Annotated in this window: 11 protein-coding genes; 6 read left to right on the top strand and 5 right to left on the bottom strand. The window is 69.5% G+C overall.

Annotated features, from left to right (window positions below):
- Positions 1–31 precede the first annotated feature (31 nt).
- Complete coding sequence (locus LUX31_RS15410; RefSeq protein WP_328285657.1) at positions 32–1,351, bottom strand: D-alanyl-D-alanine carboxypeptidase family protein; 1,320 nt, start codon at positions 1,349–1,351, stop codon at positions 32–34.
- A gap of 91 nt (positions 1,352–1,442) precedes the next feature.
- Between LUX31_RS15410 and LUX31_RS15405 the strand changes: the two genes are divergently transcribed.
- The 5 genes from LUX31_RS15405 to LUX31_RS15385 all read left to right on the top strand — a co-directional run bounded on the left by LUX31_RS15405 (position 1,443) and on the right by LUX31_RS15385 (position 11,666).
- Positions 1,443–1,685, top strand: a complete 243-nt coding sequence (locus tag LUX31_RS15405) for an SCO4848 family membrane protein (protein ID WP_235475364.1) — start codon at positions 1,443–1,445, stop codon at positions 1,683–1,685.
- A gap of 129 nt (positions 1,686–1,814) precedes the next feature.
- Positions 1,815–3,077, top strand: a complete 1,263-nt coding sequence (locus LUX31_RS15400; protein ID WP_235475363.1) for a metallophosphoesterase — start codon at positions 1,815–1,817, stop codon at positions 3,075–3,077.
- A 326-nt stretch (positions 3,078–3,403) separates the two neighbouring features.
- The gene (locus LUX31_RS15395) at positions 3,404–9,529 is read left to right on the top strand and encodes a DNRLRE domain-containing protein (RefSeq protein WP_235475362.1); all 6,126 of its coding nucleotides are present in this window, start codon (positions 3,404–3,406) and stop codon (positions 9,527–9,529) included.
- Positions 9,530–9,550: 21 nt separating this feature from the next.
- The gene (locus tag LUX31_RS15390) at positions 9,551–9,946 is read left to right on the top strand and encodes a hypothetical protein (RefSeq protein WP_235475361.1); all 396 of its coding nucleotides are present in this window, start codon (positions 9,551–9,553) and stop codon (positions 9,944–9,946) included.
- A 163-nt stretch (positions 9,947–10,109) separates the two neighbouring features.
- Entirely contained in the window at positions 10,110–11,666 is a 1,557-nt protein-coding gene (locus LUX31_RS15385) for an ABC transporter substrate-binding protein (RefSeq protein ID WP_235475360.1), read from the top strand.
- A 353-nt stretch (positions 11,667–12,019) separates the two neighbouring features.
- Here the strand turns inward: LUX31_RS15385 and LUX31_RS15380 are convergent, their stop codons facing one another.
- The gene (locus LUX31_RS15380) at positions 12,020–13,561 is read right to left on the bottom strand and encodes a sensor histidine kinase (protein ID WP_235475359.1); all 1,542 of its coding nucleotides are present in this window, start codon (positions 13,559–13,561) and stop codon (positions 12,020–12,022) included.
- Positions 13,558–14,262, bottom strand: coding sequence for a response regulator transcription factor (locus LUX31_RS15375; RefSeq protein WP_235475358.1), 705 nt, complete (start codon positions 14,260–14,262; stop codon positions 13,558–13,560). The genes LUX31_RS15380 and LUX31_RS15375 overlap by 4 nt, the downstream gene beginning before the upstream one ends.
- A 146-nt stretch (positions 14,263–14,408) precedes the next feature.
- On the opposite strand from LUX31_RS15375, the gene LUX31_RS15370 reads away from it, so the two are divergent.
- Positions 14,409–16,874 carry an MMPL family transporter gene (locus LUX31_RS15370; protein WP_235475357.1) on the top strand — a complete coding sequence of 822 codons (2,466 nt, stop codon included), beginning with the start codon at positions 14,409–14,411 and terminating at the stop codon, positions 16,872–16,874.
- Positions 16,875–16,880: 6 nt separating this feature from the next.
- Here the strand turns inward: LUX31_RS15370 and LUX31_RS15365 are convergent, their stop codons facing one another.
- Complete coding sequence (locus tag LUX31_RS15365; protein WP_443045963.1) at positions 16,881–17,624, bottom strand: TetR/AcrR family transcriptional regulator; 744 nt, start codon at positions 17,622–17,624, stop codon at positions 16,881–16,883.
- A gap of 10 nt (positions 17,625–17,634) precedes the next feature.
- Positions 17,635–18,171 (bottom strand): thiol-disulfide oxidoreductase DCC family protein, encoded by a 537-nt coding sequence (locus tag LUX31_RS15360; RefSeq protein WP_235479929.1) that lies wholly within the window; start codon positions 18,169–18,171, stop codon positions 17,635–17,637.
- Between the last annotated feature and the right edge of the window lie 2 nt (positions 18,172–18,173).

The raw sequence follows: 18,173 nt of genomic DNA, 5'->3' as shown, positions 1-18,173 counted from the left end.
GGGCGGCGGGGGCGAGGAAAAAAGCCCCCAACTACCGCCGACGCCGCACCAGTTCCGGCAGCGGCCACCGTCGGTTGATCAGGAACGCGCCCCCCGCCAACAGCACCAGCACACCCCCGGTGATCCCCAACGCAACCCCGATCCCACCCCCGTCCGCCTCGGCCGACGCGTTCGCGACCGGCGACGCGGAACCGTCGGCCTTGCCGGCGCCCCCGTCCGACGCCCCGCCCCCTGCCTCACCGGAGTCCGTGTCACCGTCGGTCGAGCCGGGCTGAGGGCTCGACCCCGCCGCACCCTGGGGCGCCACCAGCTCGCCCACCGGCTGCACCTTCCCCGCCGCCTTGAACCCCCAGTCGAGCAACCGCGCGGTCTCCTTGTAGACCTCGTTGTGCTCCTCCTCCGACGGATTCATGACCGTGACCAGCAGCACCTTGCCGCCCCGCTCGGCAACCCCCGTGAAGGTCGCCCCCGCGTTCGTCGTGTTGCCGTTCTTCACGCCCGCGATCCCCTGGTACACCGAGACGTCCGAGTCGCCCGCCAGCAGCCGGTTGGTGTTCTGGATCTCGAAGGTCCCGCGCACCGTCTTGCCCTGCTTGTTCTTCTTCGTCTCGCCCGGGAACTTGGCCGTCACCGTCGAGCAGTACTCACGGAAGTCCTTCTTCTGCAGCCCGGACCGCGCGAAGAGCGTGAGGTCGTACGCCGACGACACCTGCCCCCGCTCGTCGTAGCCGTCGGGGCTCACGACGTTCGTGTCGAGGGCCTGCAACTCCTCCGCGTGCTCGTTCATCTCCTTGACCGTGGCCGCGACGCCCCCGTTCATGTGGGACAGGACGTGCACCGCGTCGTTCCCGGAGCGCAGGAAGACACCGAGCCACAGGTCGTGGACCGTGTACGTCTCCTTCTCCTTGATGCCGACCATGCTGGACCCGGCGCCGACGTCCGCCAGCTCGGCGGAGGTGACCTTGTGCTCCATGGTCTTCGGGAACTTCGGCAGCACGGTGTCGGCGAACAGCATCTTCAGCGTGCTCGCCGGCGGCAGCCGCCAGTGCGCGTTGTGCGAGGCGAGGACGTCGCCGGACTCCGCGTCCGAGACGATCCACGAGCGGGCGCTGATGTCCTTGGGGATCACCGGCACCCCGTCGGAGAGGTTCACCTGCGTCCCGGCCTTCCCGAGCCGCTCCCCGCCCACGGTCGACATGTTCGCCGGGGGAGTCGCCGACGGCGTGGCACTCGGCGTCGGAGACGGCTTTGGGGCCGCGAACGCCGGGACGGGCGTGGTCAGCGCGGCGGACAACAGGGCGGCGGAGGTGACCAGCAAGGAGCGCTTGGCGGTCTTTTTGGAGGCGGACACGATCGAGAACGTACATGTAGTAGCCCGCGAAGTCGCACGGCCCTCCCCACCCCGGCCGAGGGACCCAGCACAGGGCGGCGATACTGGACCCATGAAGCTCAGCCGCCCCGTCTCCTGGTTCCTGCTCGCCTTCGGGGTGTGGAGCTGGGTCATCTGGGTCACTTTCATCAAGAATCTGGTCACGGACGGCAGCGGGCTCGCGTTCGACGACGCGGGCAATCCGACGGCGTACTTCTGGGTGCATCTGGTGCTCGCGGTCGTCTCCTTCGTATTGGGGACGATCGTCGGGGGCATCGGGTTGCGCGGACTGCGCGCTTTGCGCCAGACCTCATAACGCCCGATCTCGTAACACCGGATCTCGTAACACCGGATCTCGTAACACCCGATCTCGCAACGGGAACAACCCGACCTCACAACGGGAACAACCCGACCTCACAACGGGAACAACGGGAGACACCCCCGCATGGTCATCGTTTTCCTGCTCGTCGTGCTCGCCGCCCTGGTCGGCCTGCACTGGTACGTCTGGCGTCGCCTCGTGCGCGACACGACCGTCGGTCCCGGCCTCGCCCGCCGTATCGGCACGGCCGTGTTCGTCGCCTGGCCGGTCCTGATGATCGGGGCCTTCGTCGCCGAGCGCGCCGGCGCGCCCTTCTGGCTCCAGCAGACGTTGGCCTGGCCCGGCTTCCTGTGGCTGGCCCTGTTCATCTACCTCGGGCTGGCCCTGATCGCCGGCGAGGCCGTACGGCCACTGCTGCGACGGTTCCTGGAGCGGCGCCGCCCGGCCGAGGCACCCGCGGAGTCCCCCGTACCGCTCCGGAAGGCGGAGACCGTACCGCCGGGCGTGCCCGAGACCCCGGACCCGGTCCCCGACCCGAGCGCCGGCCCCCGTCTCCTCGCCGCCCCGTCCCGCCGGCTCTTCGTCTCCCGGGTCGTGGCCGGTGCCGCCGCCACAGCAGCCGTCGGGACCGTGGGATACGGCACCTACGGCGTCGTACGAGGCCCGCGCGTGAAGCGGGTCACCGTGCCGCTGGCCAAGCTCCCGCGCGGAGCCCACGGGTTCAGGATCGCCGTCGTCAGCGACATCCACCTCGGGCCCGTCCTCGGGCGGGGGTTCGCGCAGAAGGTCGTCGACACGATCAACTCCACCCAGCCCGATCTGATCGCGATCGTCGGCGACCTCGTCGACGGCAGCGTGAAGGATCTGGGACCGGCCGCCGCTCCCCTCGCCCAACTCCGCGCCCGTCACGGCGCGTTCTTCGTGACCGGGAACCACGAGTACTTCTCCGGCGCCGAGGAGTGGGTCGAGGAGGTACGGCGGCTCGGGCTGCGCCCGCTGGAGAACGCCCGCGTCGAACTGCCCGCCTTCGACCTCGCCGGGGTCAACGACGTCGCCGGTGAGAGCGAGGGCCAGGGCCCCGACTTCACCAAGGCGCTCGGCGACCGGGACACCTCACGGGCGAGCGTGCTGCTGGCCCACCAGCCGGTGCAGATCCACGACGCCGTCGACCACGGCGTCGACCTCCAGCTCTCCGGCCACACCCACGGCGGCCAGCTCTGGCCGGGCAACTTCATCGCCGACCTCGCCAACCCGACCCTCGCGGGCCTGGAGCGGTACGGGGACACGCAGTTGTACGTCTCCCGGGGCGCCGGCGCGTGGGGTCCGCCCACGCGGGTGGGGGCGCCGTCGGACATCACCGTGGTGGAACTGGCCTCCGCACAGGCCTGATCACCGCCAGTGATGATCACGAATCGGTAAAGAATCCGGGTGGGTGGAACCCCGGTGGCGGTCCGTCGATCAGCCCTCGGTCAATGGGAGTTGGCGTCCGGGTGTCCCATTCGCCTTGATCGATCCACAGGCGTGACACAGGGGAGTGGAATCTTCCGCATGGCCGAAACTCGGTGATCGTTTTCCAGTCAAGTGTCTTGAGGGAGATCTGAGGGTAACTGTGAGCGACATCTGAGGGAATGGTGGAGGTTCCCTCACGAACCCCTGCTTTGATCACGTCCGTTCATGGCGCACCAGGCGTCATGGCGTGATCACAGGAGTCGTTCTTGAGAATCAAACGGGGAAGGGCGAGAGCCGTAGGCATATCGCCAAGACGCACCGCGCTCGCCGTCGCAGCCGTGCTGGCGGCCGAGACGGCGCTGGTGTCGCTGGGGACCGGGCAGGCCTTCGCCGCCGCGGACTCCGCCACCGCGTCGCAGGTGACGTCGACGGCCGCCAAGTCGGCCAAGTCGGGTGCGTCGTCGGCGGATTCGACGGCCGCGGCGCTGCTGATGGCCCGTACGCAGGGCCGGAAGATCGAGGTGTTGTCGGAGCGTTCGGCCAGCTCGACGACGTACGCGCTGCCGAACGGGCAGTTGCAGACGTCGACGTACGCGGCACCGATCCGGCAGCAGGTGGATGGCGTCTGGCGGAACATCGACACCGCCCTGTCCGATGAAGGCAGCGCCCTGGAGCCGGAGGTCGCGGCGGCGGACATCGCGGTCTCCGACGGTGGGGACACCGCGCTGGCGTCGGTGACGAAGGGTGCGCGGTCGTTCGGGATGGGCTGGGAGTCCAAGCTCCCCACACCGTCGGTGAAGGACGACACCGCCTCCTACGACCTCGGTGACGGCGAGACCCTGACCGTCACGGCGCTGTCGCAGGGCTTCAGCCAGAACGTGGTCCTGGAGAAGGCACCCGAGGGGCCCCTCGAATACCGAATACCGATGCGGCTCAAGGGACTTGTCCTGTCGGTGGCCGATTCCGGGCACCTGTTGCTGAAGGATTCGGCCGGGAAGCTGGTCGCCGAGGCGCCCGCGCCGATGATGTGGGACTCCTCCAAGGACCGTAAGTCCGGCGAGTCGAAGTATCAGGCCAGGGTCGAAACGAAGGTCGAGACCGCCGAGGACGGGTCGCAGACCCTGGTTCTCACCCCGGACGCCGACTACTTCACCGAGAACAAGCTGACCTACCCGGTCACGGTCGACCCGACCACCACCCTCGCCGTCACCACCGACACCTGGGTCGCGACGAACTACACCGACTCGCAGATCTCCTCGGAGGAGCTGAAGTCGGGGACGTACGACGCGGGGACCACCAAGGCCCGCGCCTACATGAAGTTCGATGTGTCGGCCTTCAAGGGCAAGCACATCACCGACACCAACCTGGCGCTGTACTCGTACTACTCCTCGACGTGCGACACCTCGGGCGCGGGTACGCAGGTGCGGCGGATCACCGGGTCCTGGACCTCGTCGGCGATCACCTGGGGCGACCAGCCCGCCACCACCGCGACCGGTGCGGTCACCAGCACGGCGGCCAAGGGCTACAGCGACTCCTGCCCGGCCGGCACGGTCAACTTCGACGTCGACGCCATCGTGCAGGCGTGGGCGGACGGTTCCACCAACCAGGGTGTGCGCATCGCGGGCGCCTCGGAGACCGACTCCACCACCTGGCGCCGCTACCGCTCCGCCAACTACGTCTCCGGCGACGGCTCCACCGAGCCCCACCTGACCGTGACGTACAACTCCTACCCGGCGGTGCCGAGTTCGGCCGCGATCGCGCCCTCGCAGGTCAACGCCTACAACGGCAAGCGGTACGTCACCTCGCTCAACCCGACGCTGTCGGCCAAGGTGACCGACCCGGACGGGTCGAAGACCAAGGCCCAGTTCGAGATCACCCCGGACCCGACGTACGCCGACACCACGTACACCTACACGGGTACGTCCGTCTCGGTGGCCTCCGGGTCGCAGGTGCCGTTCACGATCCCCTCGGCCAGCGCCTTCCCCTCGGGCAGCCATCTGCGGTACCGCGTGCGGGCGTACGACGGGACCGACTACGGCTCCTGGACCGGCTACACGACGTTCGTGCTGAACACGGCCAAGCCGGTCGCACCGACCGTCACCTGTGACACGTACACGGAGAACGGCTGGACCGCCAAGGCCTCCGCCGCCGTGTCCTGCACCCTCGACACCTCCTCCACGGACGGGGCCGGCTTCCAGTGGGGCCTGGACGACTCGTCCCTGCCCAACAAGAAGCTCGACACCACCAACGGCACCGGCGGCGACTCCCAGACGATCAGCATCGACCCGGCCAACGGCTGGCACACGCTGTACGCGCGGACCATCGACTCCGGCGGCAACCTGTCGACGGCGACCACCGCTTACTCGTTCGGCGTCGGCGCCGATGGTGCGGCGATCCTGTCTCCGGCCGCCGGTGACACCACCGCCCGCCGCCTGACCCTGTCCGCCAAGGGGCTGTCCACCTACACGGGTGCCACCTGGCAGTACCGGCGTGGTGAGACCGACTCCTGGCACACCGTGCCCGTGGGCGACGTGACCGCTTCCGGCTCCGCGGTCTCCGCCTGGCCGGTCGCCGTCACCAGCGGCACCGCCACCAAGCTGGTCTGGAACACGGTCTCCTCGCTCACCGAGGACGGGGTCATCCAGCTGCGTGCCGCGTTCACCGACGGCACCACCACCGGGTACTCGCAGACCGTCGACGTCACGCTCGACCGTGACGCCGGTACCGCGCCCGCCGCCCAGGTGGGTCCGGGCCAGGTCAACCAGCTGACCGGTGACTTCACGCTGTCGGCCACGGACGCCCTCGCGTTCGAGGCGAGCGCGGACCGCACCTACTCGTCGCGGGCCAACGACACCGACACCGAGGGCCAGGCGGAGATCTACGGTCCCGGCTGGACCTCGCTGATCGACACCTTCGGCAGCGCGTACACGCAGGTCCGCAAGACGTCGAGCACGTCCGTGGAGCTGCTGAGCGCGGACGGCGGCGCCGTCGCGTTCACCGCGACCAGCACCGGCGGCTGGGCGCCGCAGACCGGGGCCGAGTTCCTGACTCTGACCGGCACGCTCAGCGGGTCGTCGTTCACCCTGACCGACACTGACGGCAACTCCACGGTGTTCGCCAAGGCGGCCACCGCCGCGACGACCTGGACGCTGTCCTCGTCGGCGTCGGCGTCCGACAACACCACCGTCACGGTCGCCTCGGAGACCGTCACGGTCGGCACCGAGACGCAGGCCCGTCCGAAGTACGTGATCTCGCCGACCGGCGCGGTCACGGCGGCCACCTGCCAGGCCACCCCGGCCACGAAGGGCTGCCGCGTCCTGGAGTACGTCTACGCGACGGCCACCACGGCCACCTCCAGCGCGCTCGGCAACTACGCGGGCCAGGTCTCCTCGGTCAAGCTGTGGACCACCCTCCCCGGTGGATCCGCCGCGACCGCCGAGACCGTCTCGTCGTACGCGTACAACACCTCCGGCCAGCTGCGTCAGGTGTGGGACCCGCGCGTCAGCCCCGCGCTGAAGACGGAGTACACCTACGACTCCGACGGCCGGATCGCCACGTACACCCAGCCCGGTGAACTCCCCTGGACGTTCACCTACGGCAAGGCCGGCTCCGCGCTGACCTCGGGCACCGGCATGCTGCTCAAGGCCTCCCGCCCGGGTCTGGCCGAGGGTTCCGCGAGCACCACGTCGGGTACGGCGGCCACCACGGTCGTCTACGACGTGCCGCTCTCCGGCACCACCGCCCCGTACCAGATGGACGCCGCCACCACGGCGACCTGGGCGCAGGACGAGGCACCGACCGACGCCACCGCGGTCTTCCCGGCGGACTCGGTCCCGTCGTCCAGCACGGGCGGCGACCTCACCTCGACCGCGTACTCGCGGGCGACCGTCACCTACATCAACGCCAACGGCGAGGAGACCAACACCGCGGGCCCCGGCGGCTCGATCACCACGACCGAGTACGACGACTACGGCAACACCGTCGCCGAACTCACCGCCGCCAACCGTGAGTTGGCGCTCGGTACCGCCTCCGGCGCGGCCGACGAGCTGGCCGGGCTCGGTCTGACCGACCTGTCCACCGCGGACCGCGCCCAGCAGTTGGCCACGGTCTCGGAGTACTCGGCGGACGGCAAGCAGCTCACCGACGAGTACGGCCCGCTGCACGAGGTCACCCTCGCCGCCGAACTGACCGGCTCCACCGCCGAGTCCACCCTGGCGGCGGGCACCGTGATCCCGGCCCGTACGCACACCGCGTACACCTACGACGAGAACCGGACCAGCGGCGCGGCCGTCTCCGGCCTGGTCACCTCCGCGGTGACGGGCGCGGCGATCCCCGGCTACGCCACCGACGCCGACACCAGCACGACCACCACCACCTACGACTGGACCACCGGCGAGGAGAAGGCGGTCTCGGGCGGCAACGCCTCGGCCGTAGTCACGACGTACGACAGCGCGGGCCGGGTGGCCACCACCCGCACCGCCGCCTCGTCCGGCTCGGACGCGGGCACCCTGGCGTACACCTACTACAGCGCGGACGCCACGGGCACCTGCTCCTCGGCGATCTTCGCCGGGCTGCTCTGCAAGACCGCTCCGGCGGCGGCGATCACCGGTGGCGGGACCAACCCCACCGAGGCGGTCACCACGGTCTACACCTACGACCGCTGGGGCCAGATCGCGACCAAGGCCGAGACCGCCAACAGCGTGACCCGCACGACCACCAACACGGTCGACGCCGCGGGCCGGCTGACCAGCACCGCCGTCACCGGCGGCACGGGCACGGCCACCCCCGCCACCACCTTCACCTACAACACGGCCAACGGACGCATCGCCGCCCAGACCGCCAACAGCCAGACCATCGCGTACGGCTACGACTCGCTCGGCCGTCAGCTCACCTACACGGACGGCGCGGGCAACACCAGCACCACCTCGTACGACCTGCTCGACCGGCCGGTGAAGACCACCGACTCGGCACCCTCCACCGTCACCTACGCCTACAACACCGCAGGCAGCCTCACCACGCTCACCGACTCGGTCGCGGGCACCTTCACCGGCACCTACGACGCCGACGGCACCCTCACCTCCGAGACCCTGCCCGGCGACCACACCCTCACCGTCAACACCGACCCGACCGGCCAGGAGACCGGCCGCGAGTACACCACCGCCGACGGCACCACCATCGCCTCCGACACCGCCGGCTACACGGCCACCGGCCGCCAGGCCGGTCACACCCAGACCGACGGTTCGACCACCCAGACCGACTACACCTACGACAGTGCCGGCCGCCTCACCAAGGCCGCCGACACCACCGCCAGCGGCTGCGCCACCCGCGCCTACACCTTCGACGCGAACAGCAACCGCACCGCCCTGACGGCCACGTCGGACGACTGCGACAGCGCCACGACCGACGACACCACCACGGCCACCACGTCGTACACCTACGACAGCGCCGACCGTCTGGTGAACTCCGGCTACGTGTACGACGCGTTCGGCCGCACCACCGCCAACGGCACCGCGACCCTGTCGTACTTCACCAACGACCTGGTCGCCTCCGAGACCGTCGGCACCAGCCGCAACACCTGGACCACGGACGGAGCCGGACGCCTCGCCGTCCAGACCGCCCAGACCCAGGCCACCGACGGCACCTGGACCACCAGCGCCACCACGACCAGCCACTACGGCGGCGACGGTGACCGCTCCACCTGGACCAAGACCGGCGACACCGTCAGCCGCAACGTCCGGGACCTGTCCGGAGACCTGGTCGCCACCACCTCGGCGAGCGGCTCCACGGTGCTCCAACTGTCCAACATCCACGGCGACATCACGGTCCAGCAACCGCTGGACACCACCGTCGCCAGCACCGTCCAGCACTTCGACGAGTACGGCAACGCACTCGACGGCACGGTCGCCACGGCCTACGGCTGGCTCGGTGTGCACCAGCGCGCGACGAGCACGGTCGGCGGCCACACCCTGATGGGTGCCCGGCTCTACGACGCCACGACGGGTCGTTTCCTGCAGACCGACAGCGTCGTGGACGGGTCGCCGAACCACTACGGCTACCCGGCCGACCCGGTCACGGGTCATGACCTCGACGGCAAGCGCTGGTGGAAGAAGGCGTCGAAGAAGCTCACGGACAAGAAGGCCAAGAAGATCGGCAAGGCGCTGAGCAGGGGCGGAACCTCGCTCACGGTCTTCGCCACGACTCTTGTCCCGTCCGGCTACGCCGCCATCCTGGCCGCCGCGGTGAGCGCGATCGGCCTGAGCGTGAAGGCCTTCGGCACGGCGCTGATCGTGGCGGCGGCCCTGCCCAAGCCCAAGGTGAAGATCACCATCGGCATCAAGGTCTCCTACGGCTGGCTCTACTACCCGTGGCTGACCATCAAGCCGAGCAGGTAACACCAGCGGTACCAGCTCTATGTGAGTGAACGTCAACTCGCCGGGCGAGGCGGAAACGCCTCGCCCGGCTCGTACTTCCAGGGGTGCGCAGTGATTTCGATCGTGTTCGTCGCTCTGCTCGCGGTGCTCGCCTTCCTCGCGGTCAGGTCCGCCAAGGCCGTCAACAGCCTGTGGTTCGAGGCGGGAGTCCTCGTGGGCGCCTGGGCCGTCGTCCTCTTCGACGGGTTCCCCGACATGGACTGGGTCGAGGGAGCGCTCCGCGCCTATGTCCTGCTCGGCATCGCGCCCGCCGCCGAACGCCTCGCGGGCCTGTCCAGGGGCAGTACAGGCCAGGCCCCGTTCCGGGACGTGCGCTGGTGGGCGGCTCTGGTCGCAAGTGCCCTTGCGGGAGCGGTAGTTGTCGCCGTCAAGCTGTGACGGCGGCCGGTGCCCCCGGCTGGGAAACCGGCCGGAAACAGACCGTCGGTAACGTCTTTCCCATCTCGCAAGAAGTCCCTTCCCCCACCCGAAACTCCTGTGGTTAGGTGATCTACACCACAGGGGAGTGACCTGTGCAGGGGGTCCTGGGGAGGGCACACCGATGCGCTCGGTACGCATACGGATTCTCGCGGCGTTTCTCATCGTGGCCGCCGCGGGCGCGGTCGCCTGGCAGCTGATGCCGGACGGTGAGGACAACGACAGGACGATCACCGTCGGTACGACCGACGACGTGACCTCCCTCGACCCGGCCGGCGCCTATGACGCCGGCTCCTGGGCCCTGTTCAGCAACGTCTTCCAGACACTGCTCACCTATGAGCCGAGCGGGTCCACCCCCGTCCCGGACGCGGCGAAGAGCTGCTCCTTCAAGGGCTCCGACCTGCGCACATACGTCTGCACCCTGCGCGACGACCTCATCTTCCCGAGCGGCCGGAAGATGACCGCCGAGGACGTGCGGTTCTCCTTCGAGCGCGTCAAGCGCATCAACTCCGACGTCGGCCCCGCCTCCCTCCTCGGCACCCTCCGCTCGGTCGACGCCAAGGACCTCACGGTCACCTTCCACCTCAACTCGCCCGACGCCACCTTCCCGTTCAAGGTGGCCACCGGGGCCGGTGCGATCGTCGACCGCGAGCGCTACCCGGAGAACGGCCTGCGCACCGACACGGGCGCCGACGGCACGGGACCGTACGTCCTGAAGTCGTACACGAAGGAGAAGCAGGCCGTCCTCGACCCCAACGGCAGCTACAAGGGCGCCGTGCAGAGCACCGGCCGGCCCATCCTCCTGCGCTACTACGCCGACCCGACCGCCCTCGACAAAGTATGGAAGGCGAAGAGCATCGATGTCGCCACCCGCCAGCTCCCGCCCAAGGTCCTCGCCGGCCTCTCGCCCAGCGACCCGGGCCAGCGCGTCATCGAGGACGACAGCGCCGAGACCCGCAACCTGATCCTCAACGTCCGTACGAGTTCCCCCCTCCACGACCCGCTCGTCCGCCGCGCCCTGGCCTGGCTGATCAACCGGGAGGAACTCGTCAGCACGGTGTACGAGGGCACGGCCGACCCCCTCTACTCACTGATCCCGGCGGGCATCACCGGCCACACCACCTCGTTCTTCGACGCCTACCCCCGCCCCAGCGTCACCCAGGCCCGCGCCCTGCTCACCGAGGCCGGCGTGACCCTCCCGGTCCGCTTCACCTACGGCTACGCCGAGGGACGCGGCGCCGCCGCCGAGGAAGCGGCCCTGCTCAAGCGGCAGTTGGAGACGGGCGGCCTGTTCAAGGTCACCGTCAAGGGCTACGAGTGGACCGACTACCAGAAGCGGTACGCGGCCGGAAAACTGGACGCCTACGCAGTCGGCTGGGTCGCCGACTTCCCCGACCCGGACACCTTCACCGGCCCGCTCGTCGGCACCGGCAACAGCATGAAGAACGGCTACGCCAGCAAAACGGTGGACCAGCTCATCCTGGACAGCCGCCGCTACGCCGACCGCACCCGAGCCGCCCAGGACTTCCGCTCCCTCCAGCAGGAGATCGCCCAGGACGTCCCCGTCATCCCGCTCTGGCAGCGCAAGGAATACGTCATCAGCAGCGAGGACGTCGGCGGCGGCCAGTACCTCTCGGACGGCACCGGGGTCTTCCGCCTCTGGAGCCTGGGCTGGATCTGAGACGAGACTAAAGGGCGCCCCGAAGGGGCGAGCCCTTCAGGGGCGCGGGGAACTGCGCGATCAGCCCCCACCGGGCCCGCGGCCGGGCGGGCTTTTAGGGGCGCGGGGAACTGCGCGATCAGCCCCCACCGGGCCCGCGGCCGGGCGGGCTTTTAGGGGCGCGGGGAACTGCGCGATCAGCCCCCACCGGGCCCGCGGCCGGGCGGGCTTTTAGGGGCGCGGGGAACTGCGCGATCAGCCACAACGCACCCGCAGGCGAAGACCGGCCCGATAAGGGGCGCGGGGAACTGCGCAAAAAGCCACAACGCACCCGCACCCGACAACCGAACCCGCACCCGACAACCGAACCCCCCTCAGCAAACCCCCCGCTCCGGCAAGCTAACCGTCACAGCCAACCCCTCCCCAGGCGCGGTCCGCACATCCAAAGACCCCCCATGCGCCAGAACAACCCCCTGCACGATCGCCAACCCCAACCCACTCCCAGCCCCACCCCCCGCCCGAAAGAACCGATCAAAAATCCGCCCCGCATCCTCCTCCGCCACCCCCGGCCCCTCATCCGCAACACACACCCGCATAACCCCACCCACCCGCTCAACCCCCAACCGCACAGCCACATCCCCAGCCGTATGCGTCCGCACATTCCCCACCAGATTCCCCAACACCTGCCGCAACCCCGACTCATCCGCCCGCACCAGCAACGCCCCCTCCGCGGACACACTGATCGGCCGCTCCGGCTCCTGCACCCGCAGATCCTCCGCCACGTCCCGCACCAACCGGCTCAGATCCACATTCCGCAACCGCAGCTCGGGCCGCTGATCGAGCCGAGCCAGCGTCAGCAGCTCGTCGACAAGCCGCCCCATACGATCCGCCTCACCGTTCATCCGGTCCCACGCCCGCCGCCGCTCCACCGGATCCGTCAGCATCCCCTTGTCGTACAGCTGGAGATAGCCCCGTATCGCGGACAACGGCGTACGCAACTCGTGCGAGGCGTCGGCGACGAACCGCCGCAGCTGGGCCGCACTGCGCTCGCGCGTGCGATACGCCGACTCGACCTGATGGAGCATGGTGTTGAGGGCGACCCGCAACTGCTCGACCTCAAGGGTGGCCTCCCGACTGGACGGCACCCGCCGGGTCAGATCGCCCTCGGCGATGGCCGTCGACGTCTCGACCATGTCCTCCAGAGGCGCCATCCGACGGCTCACGCTGAACATCGTGAGCACGGCGAGCAGGGCCAGCAGCAGCGTCCCGACGGCGAGATCGAGCTTCAGCGCCTTGCCGAGGACGTCGTGCAGAGCGTCCGTCGAGGTCGCCAGGAGCACGGTCGAACCGTCGGCGAGATGGGCGGCGGTGACACGGTACGGAGCGTGCCGCACACGGATGTCGTGCGGCGCGTCGTCACGGGCGAGGGCGGCCGGGTCGGACACGGCGGCGACGAGGGCCCGCTGATCGTCGGTGGGCGCGAACCCGGCGACGGTCATGGCCCGCCCGCCCTTGCCGATGACGACGAAGATGCCGTCGGACACAAGAGAGTCGGCGTTGGCGGACCCGACCCCGGACGAACCACCGCCACTGTCCCCGCCCCCAGAGACGGACCGATACCTGTCCGTCAGCGCGGCGAACGCGGTAAGCGAGTCGATCTGCTCCAACGTGACCCGCGACCCCCCGATCGAGTCCCGCGTGCTCATCAACTGCGTGTCGACGCTGTCCAGCAGATACAGCCGCATCCCCATCACACTCACACCGCTCGCCACGACGATGCCGAGCGCGAGCAGCGCCACATTGGCCAGCGTGAGCTTCACGCGCAGGGAGTGGATCCCGCGCTTGCACTGGAAGGTGCGCCCCCAGCCCGGCCCCAAGGCCCGCCCCCACCTCGCCCCGATCCCGAAGAGGCTCATGCCAGCCCGTACCCGACACCGCGCCGAGTGGTGATCACCGGCGGTCCGAGCGCGTCGAGCTTGCGCCGCAGATAGCTGATGTACGTCTCGACGACCGTCGACTCGGGAGGCGTGTGCTCGTACTGCCAGACATGCCGCAGGAGTTGCTCCTTCGGCACGATCCGCCCGCCGTTGCGCACCAGGAACCGCAGCAGCGCGTACTCCGTGGGCGTCAGCTCGACCGTGCCGCCCGCGCGGTGCACGCTGTACGTCGACTCGTCCAGCTCCAGATCGCCGTACCGCAGCGGAGGCCGCTGCGGCAGCACGTCGACGGGCCGGGTCCGCCGCAGCACGGCGGTGATCCGTGCGACCACCTCATCGATGTTGAACGGCTTGGTGATGTAGTCGTCGCCGAAGCCGAGGGCGCCGACGATCTCGCCCGGAGCGTCCCGCGCGGTGAGGAAGACGAGGGCCAACTCGGGCCTGCGGGCGTGCAGTTCACGCCCGAGGGCCCGGCCGTCGCCGTCCGGCAGCATGATGTCGAGCAGGGCGACGTCCGGGCGGGTGCGCTCGGCGAGCGTGAGCGCCTCACGGACGGTGCCCGCGACCATCACCTCGAAGCGGTGGTAGCGCAGGGCGATGGCGAGGACGTCCGCGATGCTCGGTTCGTCCTCCACGACCAACACAGTGCCTGTGCCCGTTCCTGCGCCTGGAGCCGTCATGCCCCCAGTATCGGCGGGCCCACCGACAGCAGGGCCCTGTTCGTGCTTTGGAGTTCCTTGAGAGTCATGGCCGGCCGGTGTCCCCACCGGCCCCCGCCCCCCAATTCTGTTGCCAGGACCTGGGGGACCAACCGAATCAACTACTCATGAGTGAGGGGCTGTTGAGCGTGGCGGCATTGGCACGGTGGTGCTATCGGCACCGACTGGTGGTCCTGTTGCTGTGGGTGGGGGCCGTGTTCGGACTGGGCTTCGCGGGCTCCGCCGCGGGCACGGACTACGCGAACACCTTCTCCCTCCCGAACACGGACTCCACCCGCGCGTACGACCTGATGGAGAAGGCCTTCCCGCAGACTGCGGGTGACACCGACACGGTCGTCTGGAAGGTCGACGAGGGCTCGGTGAAGGACGAGTCGGTACGGTCCCGGATCGAGCCGAAGCTCGAAGAGATCGGCAAGATGGCGGGCGTCGGCGAGGTCACCAGCCCGTACGCCGCCGACGGCACCGGCGCCGCCCAGATCAGCGAGAACGGGCGGATCGCCTACGCCCAGATCACCTTCACCGAGCAGGCGAACTCGGTGCCGAAGGAGACCGTCGAGGACGTCGTCGACACGGCCCAGGCCGCCGAACGCGACGGACTCCAGGTCGAGTTGGGCGGCCAGGCGATCACCAGGACCCAGGAACCGCCCACCGGCGTCGCCGAGTTGGTCGGCATCCTGGCGGCGGCGGTCGTCCTGTTCCTCGCCTTCGGTTCGCTCTTCGCGATGCTGCTGCCGCTGGTCGTCGCGATCGCGGCCCTGGGCACCGGCCTGATGGCGACGTCCCTCCTCAGCCATGTCACCGACGTCCCCGAAGTAGCCCCGCTGCTCGGCTCGTTGATCGGCCTGGGAGTGGGCATCGACTACGCGCTGTTCATAGTCACGCGCCACCGCCGAGGAATCCTGCGCGGCATGAAGCCCGAGGAGTCGGCGGTCACGGCCCTCAACACCTCAGGCCGAGCTGTGCTGTTCGCGGGCGGCACGGTGTGCATCGCGCTCGCCGGCATGCTCGTGATGAACATGCGCTTCCTGGACGGCGTGGTCATCGCGACCTCCCTCACGGTGGTCCTGAGCGTCCTTGCCGCCACAACCCTCCTCCCGGCCCTCCTCGGTATGCTCGGCATGCGCGTCCTCAGCCGCAGGCAGCGCCGCAAGCTGGCCGCGACGGGCCCGGAACCGGCCGAGGCGAGCGGACTGGCGGCGCGCTGGTCGTCGTACGTGGAAAGGCGCCCGCGCTCGACGGTGGCAGTAGCTCTGCTGGCGATGCTGATCCTGGCCCTCCCCATCCTGTCCATCCGCCTCGGTGCGACCGACCAGGGCAACCACCAGGAGTCGACGACCACCCGTCAGGCGTACGACCTGCTGGCGGAGGGCTTCGGCCCAGGCTTCAACGGCCCGCTCCAGGTGGTGGTCGCGGAGGGCGACGCGAACGCGCTGGTCTCGACGATCCGTACGACGGAGGGCGTGGCGCAGGCAGCGGCGGCGCCGCCGTCCCAGGGCATCACGGTGATCCAGGTCGTCCCGACGACCTCACCCCAGTCGGAACAGACGGACCAACTGATCGACCGCTTGCGCGACGAGGTCATCCCGGCATCCGGAACAGAGGCCCACGTAGGCGGAGTCACGGCGATCTTCAAGGACTTCGCGGCGGTGACGGGAGACCGTCTCCCGTACTTCGTGGCGGCGATCATCTCGCTCGGCTTCCTGCTCCTGCTGGTGGCATTCCGCTCCCTGGTAGTCCCGTTGACAGCTGCACTGATGAACCTGATAGCGGCGGCGGCCTCGTTCGGCGTGCTGGTCGCGATCTTCCAGTGGGGCTGGGGCACGGAGCTGCTGGGCATAGGAAAGGAGGGCCCGATCACGGCGTTCCTCCCGGTAATCATGCTGTCCCTCCTTTTCGGCCTCTCGATGGACTACCAGGTGTTCCTGGTGAGCCGTATGCACGAGGAATGGGTGCATACGAAGGACAACGCGAGGGCGGTCCGAGTAGGCCTCGCCGAAACAAGCAGGGTCATCAACTGCGCGGCCCTGATCATGATCTGCGTGTTCTCGGCCTTCGTCCTGAGCGGCGACATGGAGGGCGCGATGGCGGGCATCGGCCTCGCGGCGGCGGTGGCGCTGGACGCGTTCATCCTCCGTACGGCCCTGGTGCCGGCCGCGATGCATCTGCTCGGCAACTCCAACTGGTGGCTGCCGGCGGGCCTGGAGAAGCGCCTGCCGCATCTGGCGGTGGAGCCGAAGGAGGACACCCCGGAGACCGGGGAACCCGCCGGCCCGGCGGGCGGTGCCTCGGTGGTCCACGGCTTCGTCCGTGACGCGGAGGGCGCGCCGGTCGAGGGCGCGGCGGTGAGCCTCCTCACCAAGGGCGGACGCCAGTTGGACCGGGTCACGTCCCTGGCGGACGGCTCGTACATCCTCTCCGTCCCCGCCCCGGGCGCGTATCTGCTGTCGGCGACAGAACCGTCGTACGGCTCCCGGGCCCGGCAGGTGACGGTGGAGGACGGTCCGCTGGCGTACGACGTGGAACTGAGGGAGGCATCGGAGGCGTCGGAGGACGAGATGGACACGGTGAACTGAACCGACTCACTTCTCGGTGGCCGAAGCGCCCTTCCCACCCTCCTCGGGAAGGGCGTTGGTCATGCCGGGCAGGAAGTCGCTGAACAGGTCGTGGACTTCGCGGACGAGCGGACGCAGCACCCGGAACCGGGCCAGGGTCACCCCGCGCGCGGTGAGCCGGGCACCGCGCCCGGCGAGCCGGTAGGTGCGCTCACGCCCCTCCGTACGGTCGTAGATCCAGTACATGACCAACCCCATCTGGGACAGCCACATCAACTCGGGCAGTACGTCCTTGAGTTCCTCCGGCACCTTGGCCTTGGACCCGGCGAGCACCTCCCTGTGCACCTCGATGGCCTGCACGCGCGCGTGCTCCGACTCGGCGGAGAACGGGCTGAGAGGGCTGTTCGGATCGGCGGCGGTCTTGAAGAACTGCACGGCGAACTCGTGGTAGGGAGCGGCGACATCGAGCCAGGCCCGGTGCACCCCGGCGAGCCGGGCCTCCAACTCGGTCTCCCTGTCCAGGACTTGCCGAGCGGCCACCTGGTACTCAAGGGCCAGCTGGTCGTAGAAGCCCTGGATCAGGTGCTCCTTGCCGGCGAAGTAGTAGTAGGCGTTGCCGACGGAAACCCCGGCCTCCTGAGCGATGGCCCGCATGGTCGTCTTGTCGTACCCGCGCTCCTTGAACAGCCGCATGGCCGTCTCCAGGATGAGCGCACGGGTCTGCTCGCTCTTGGGGCTGGGGCTGGGACTGTCTTTGGCTGCTGCTGGCACGGAAAGGAGCCTAACCAGTGGAGCAGGCGCCGCTGTCACAGCCGGGCGGGCTGTGGATCCACCCGAGGCTGGGATCGTACGACCATCCGTCGGGCCGCTGGTACCCCCGCCGACCACCCCTGTGGTTGTCCTTCTTCGCCCCGCGCCACTTGGCGGCGGCCAGGGCGGCGGCCTTGGCGACCCGGGCCCCGGCCGGGGTACTGAGCCGATGGGCGAGCGGCCGATGCTCGCGCAGCGCCCAAAGGACGACAACCCAGGCACCGGCACCCCGGTAGACCTGCCCTCCGTCCCCGACGACGGTGATGTCGGCGAGGGTGGCGGAGTGATCGAGGGTCGGGAAGAGCCCCCGAGCCCGCTCGGACCCGGCAGGAACCAGCACCAACGGCACGAGCTGAGACTGCCGCGTGAGCCACTCCCGCACGAAGGCGCACAGCTCGCAGTCGGCGTCGTACAGGACGGTGAGCCGGCGGACCGGCACGCCCCCCGTGGCGTGCCGGTCCGCGCGGGCGGTGGTGTCGCCCGACCCCACCGCGTCCAGTTGGCTCATCC

Origin of the sequence: Streptomyces sp. GQFP (assembly GCF_021545335.1) — a bacterium.
GTDB lineage: Bacteria > Actinomycetota > Actinomycetes > Streptomycetales > Streptomycetaceae > Streptomyces.
The sequence above is the reverse complement of the archived record's forward strand: the minus strand, read 5'-3'. Positions and strand labels throughout refer to the sequence as shown.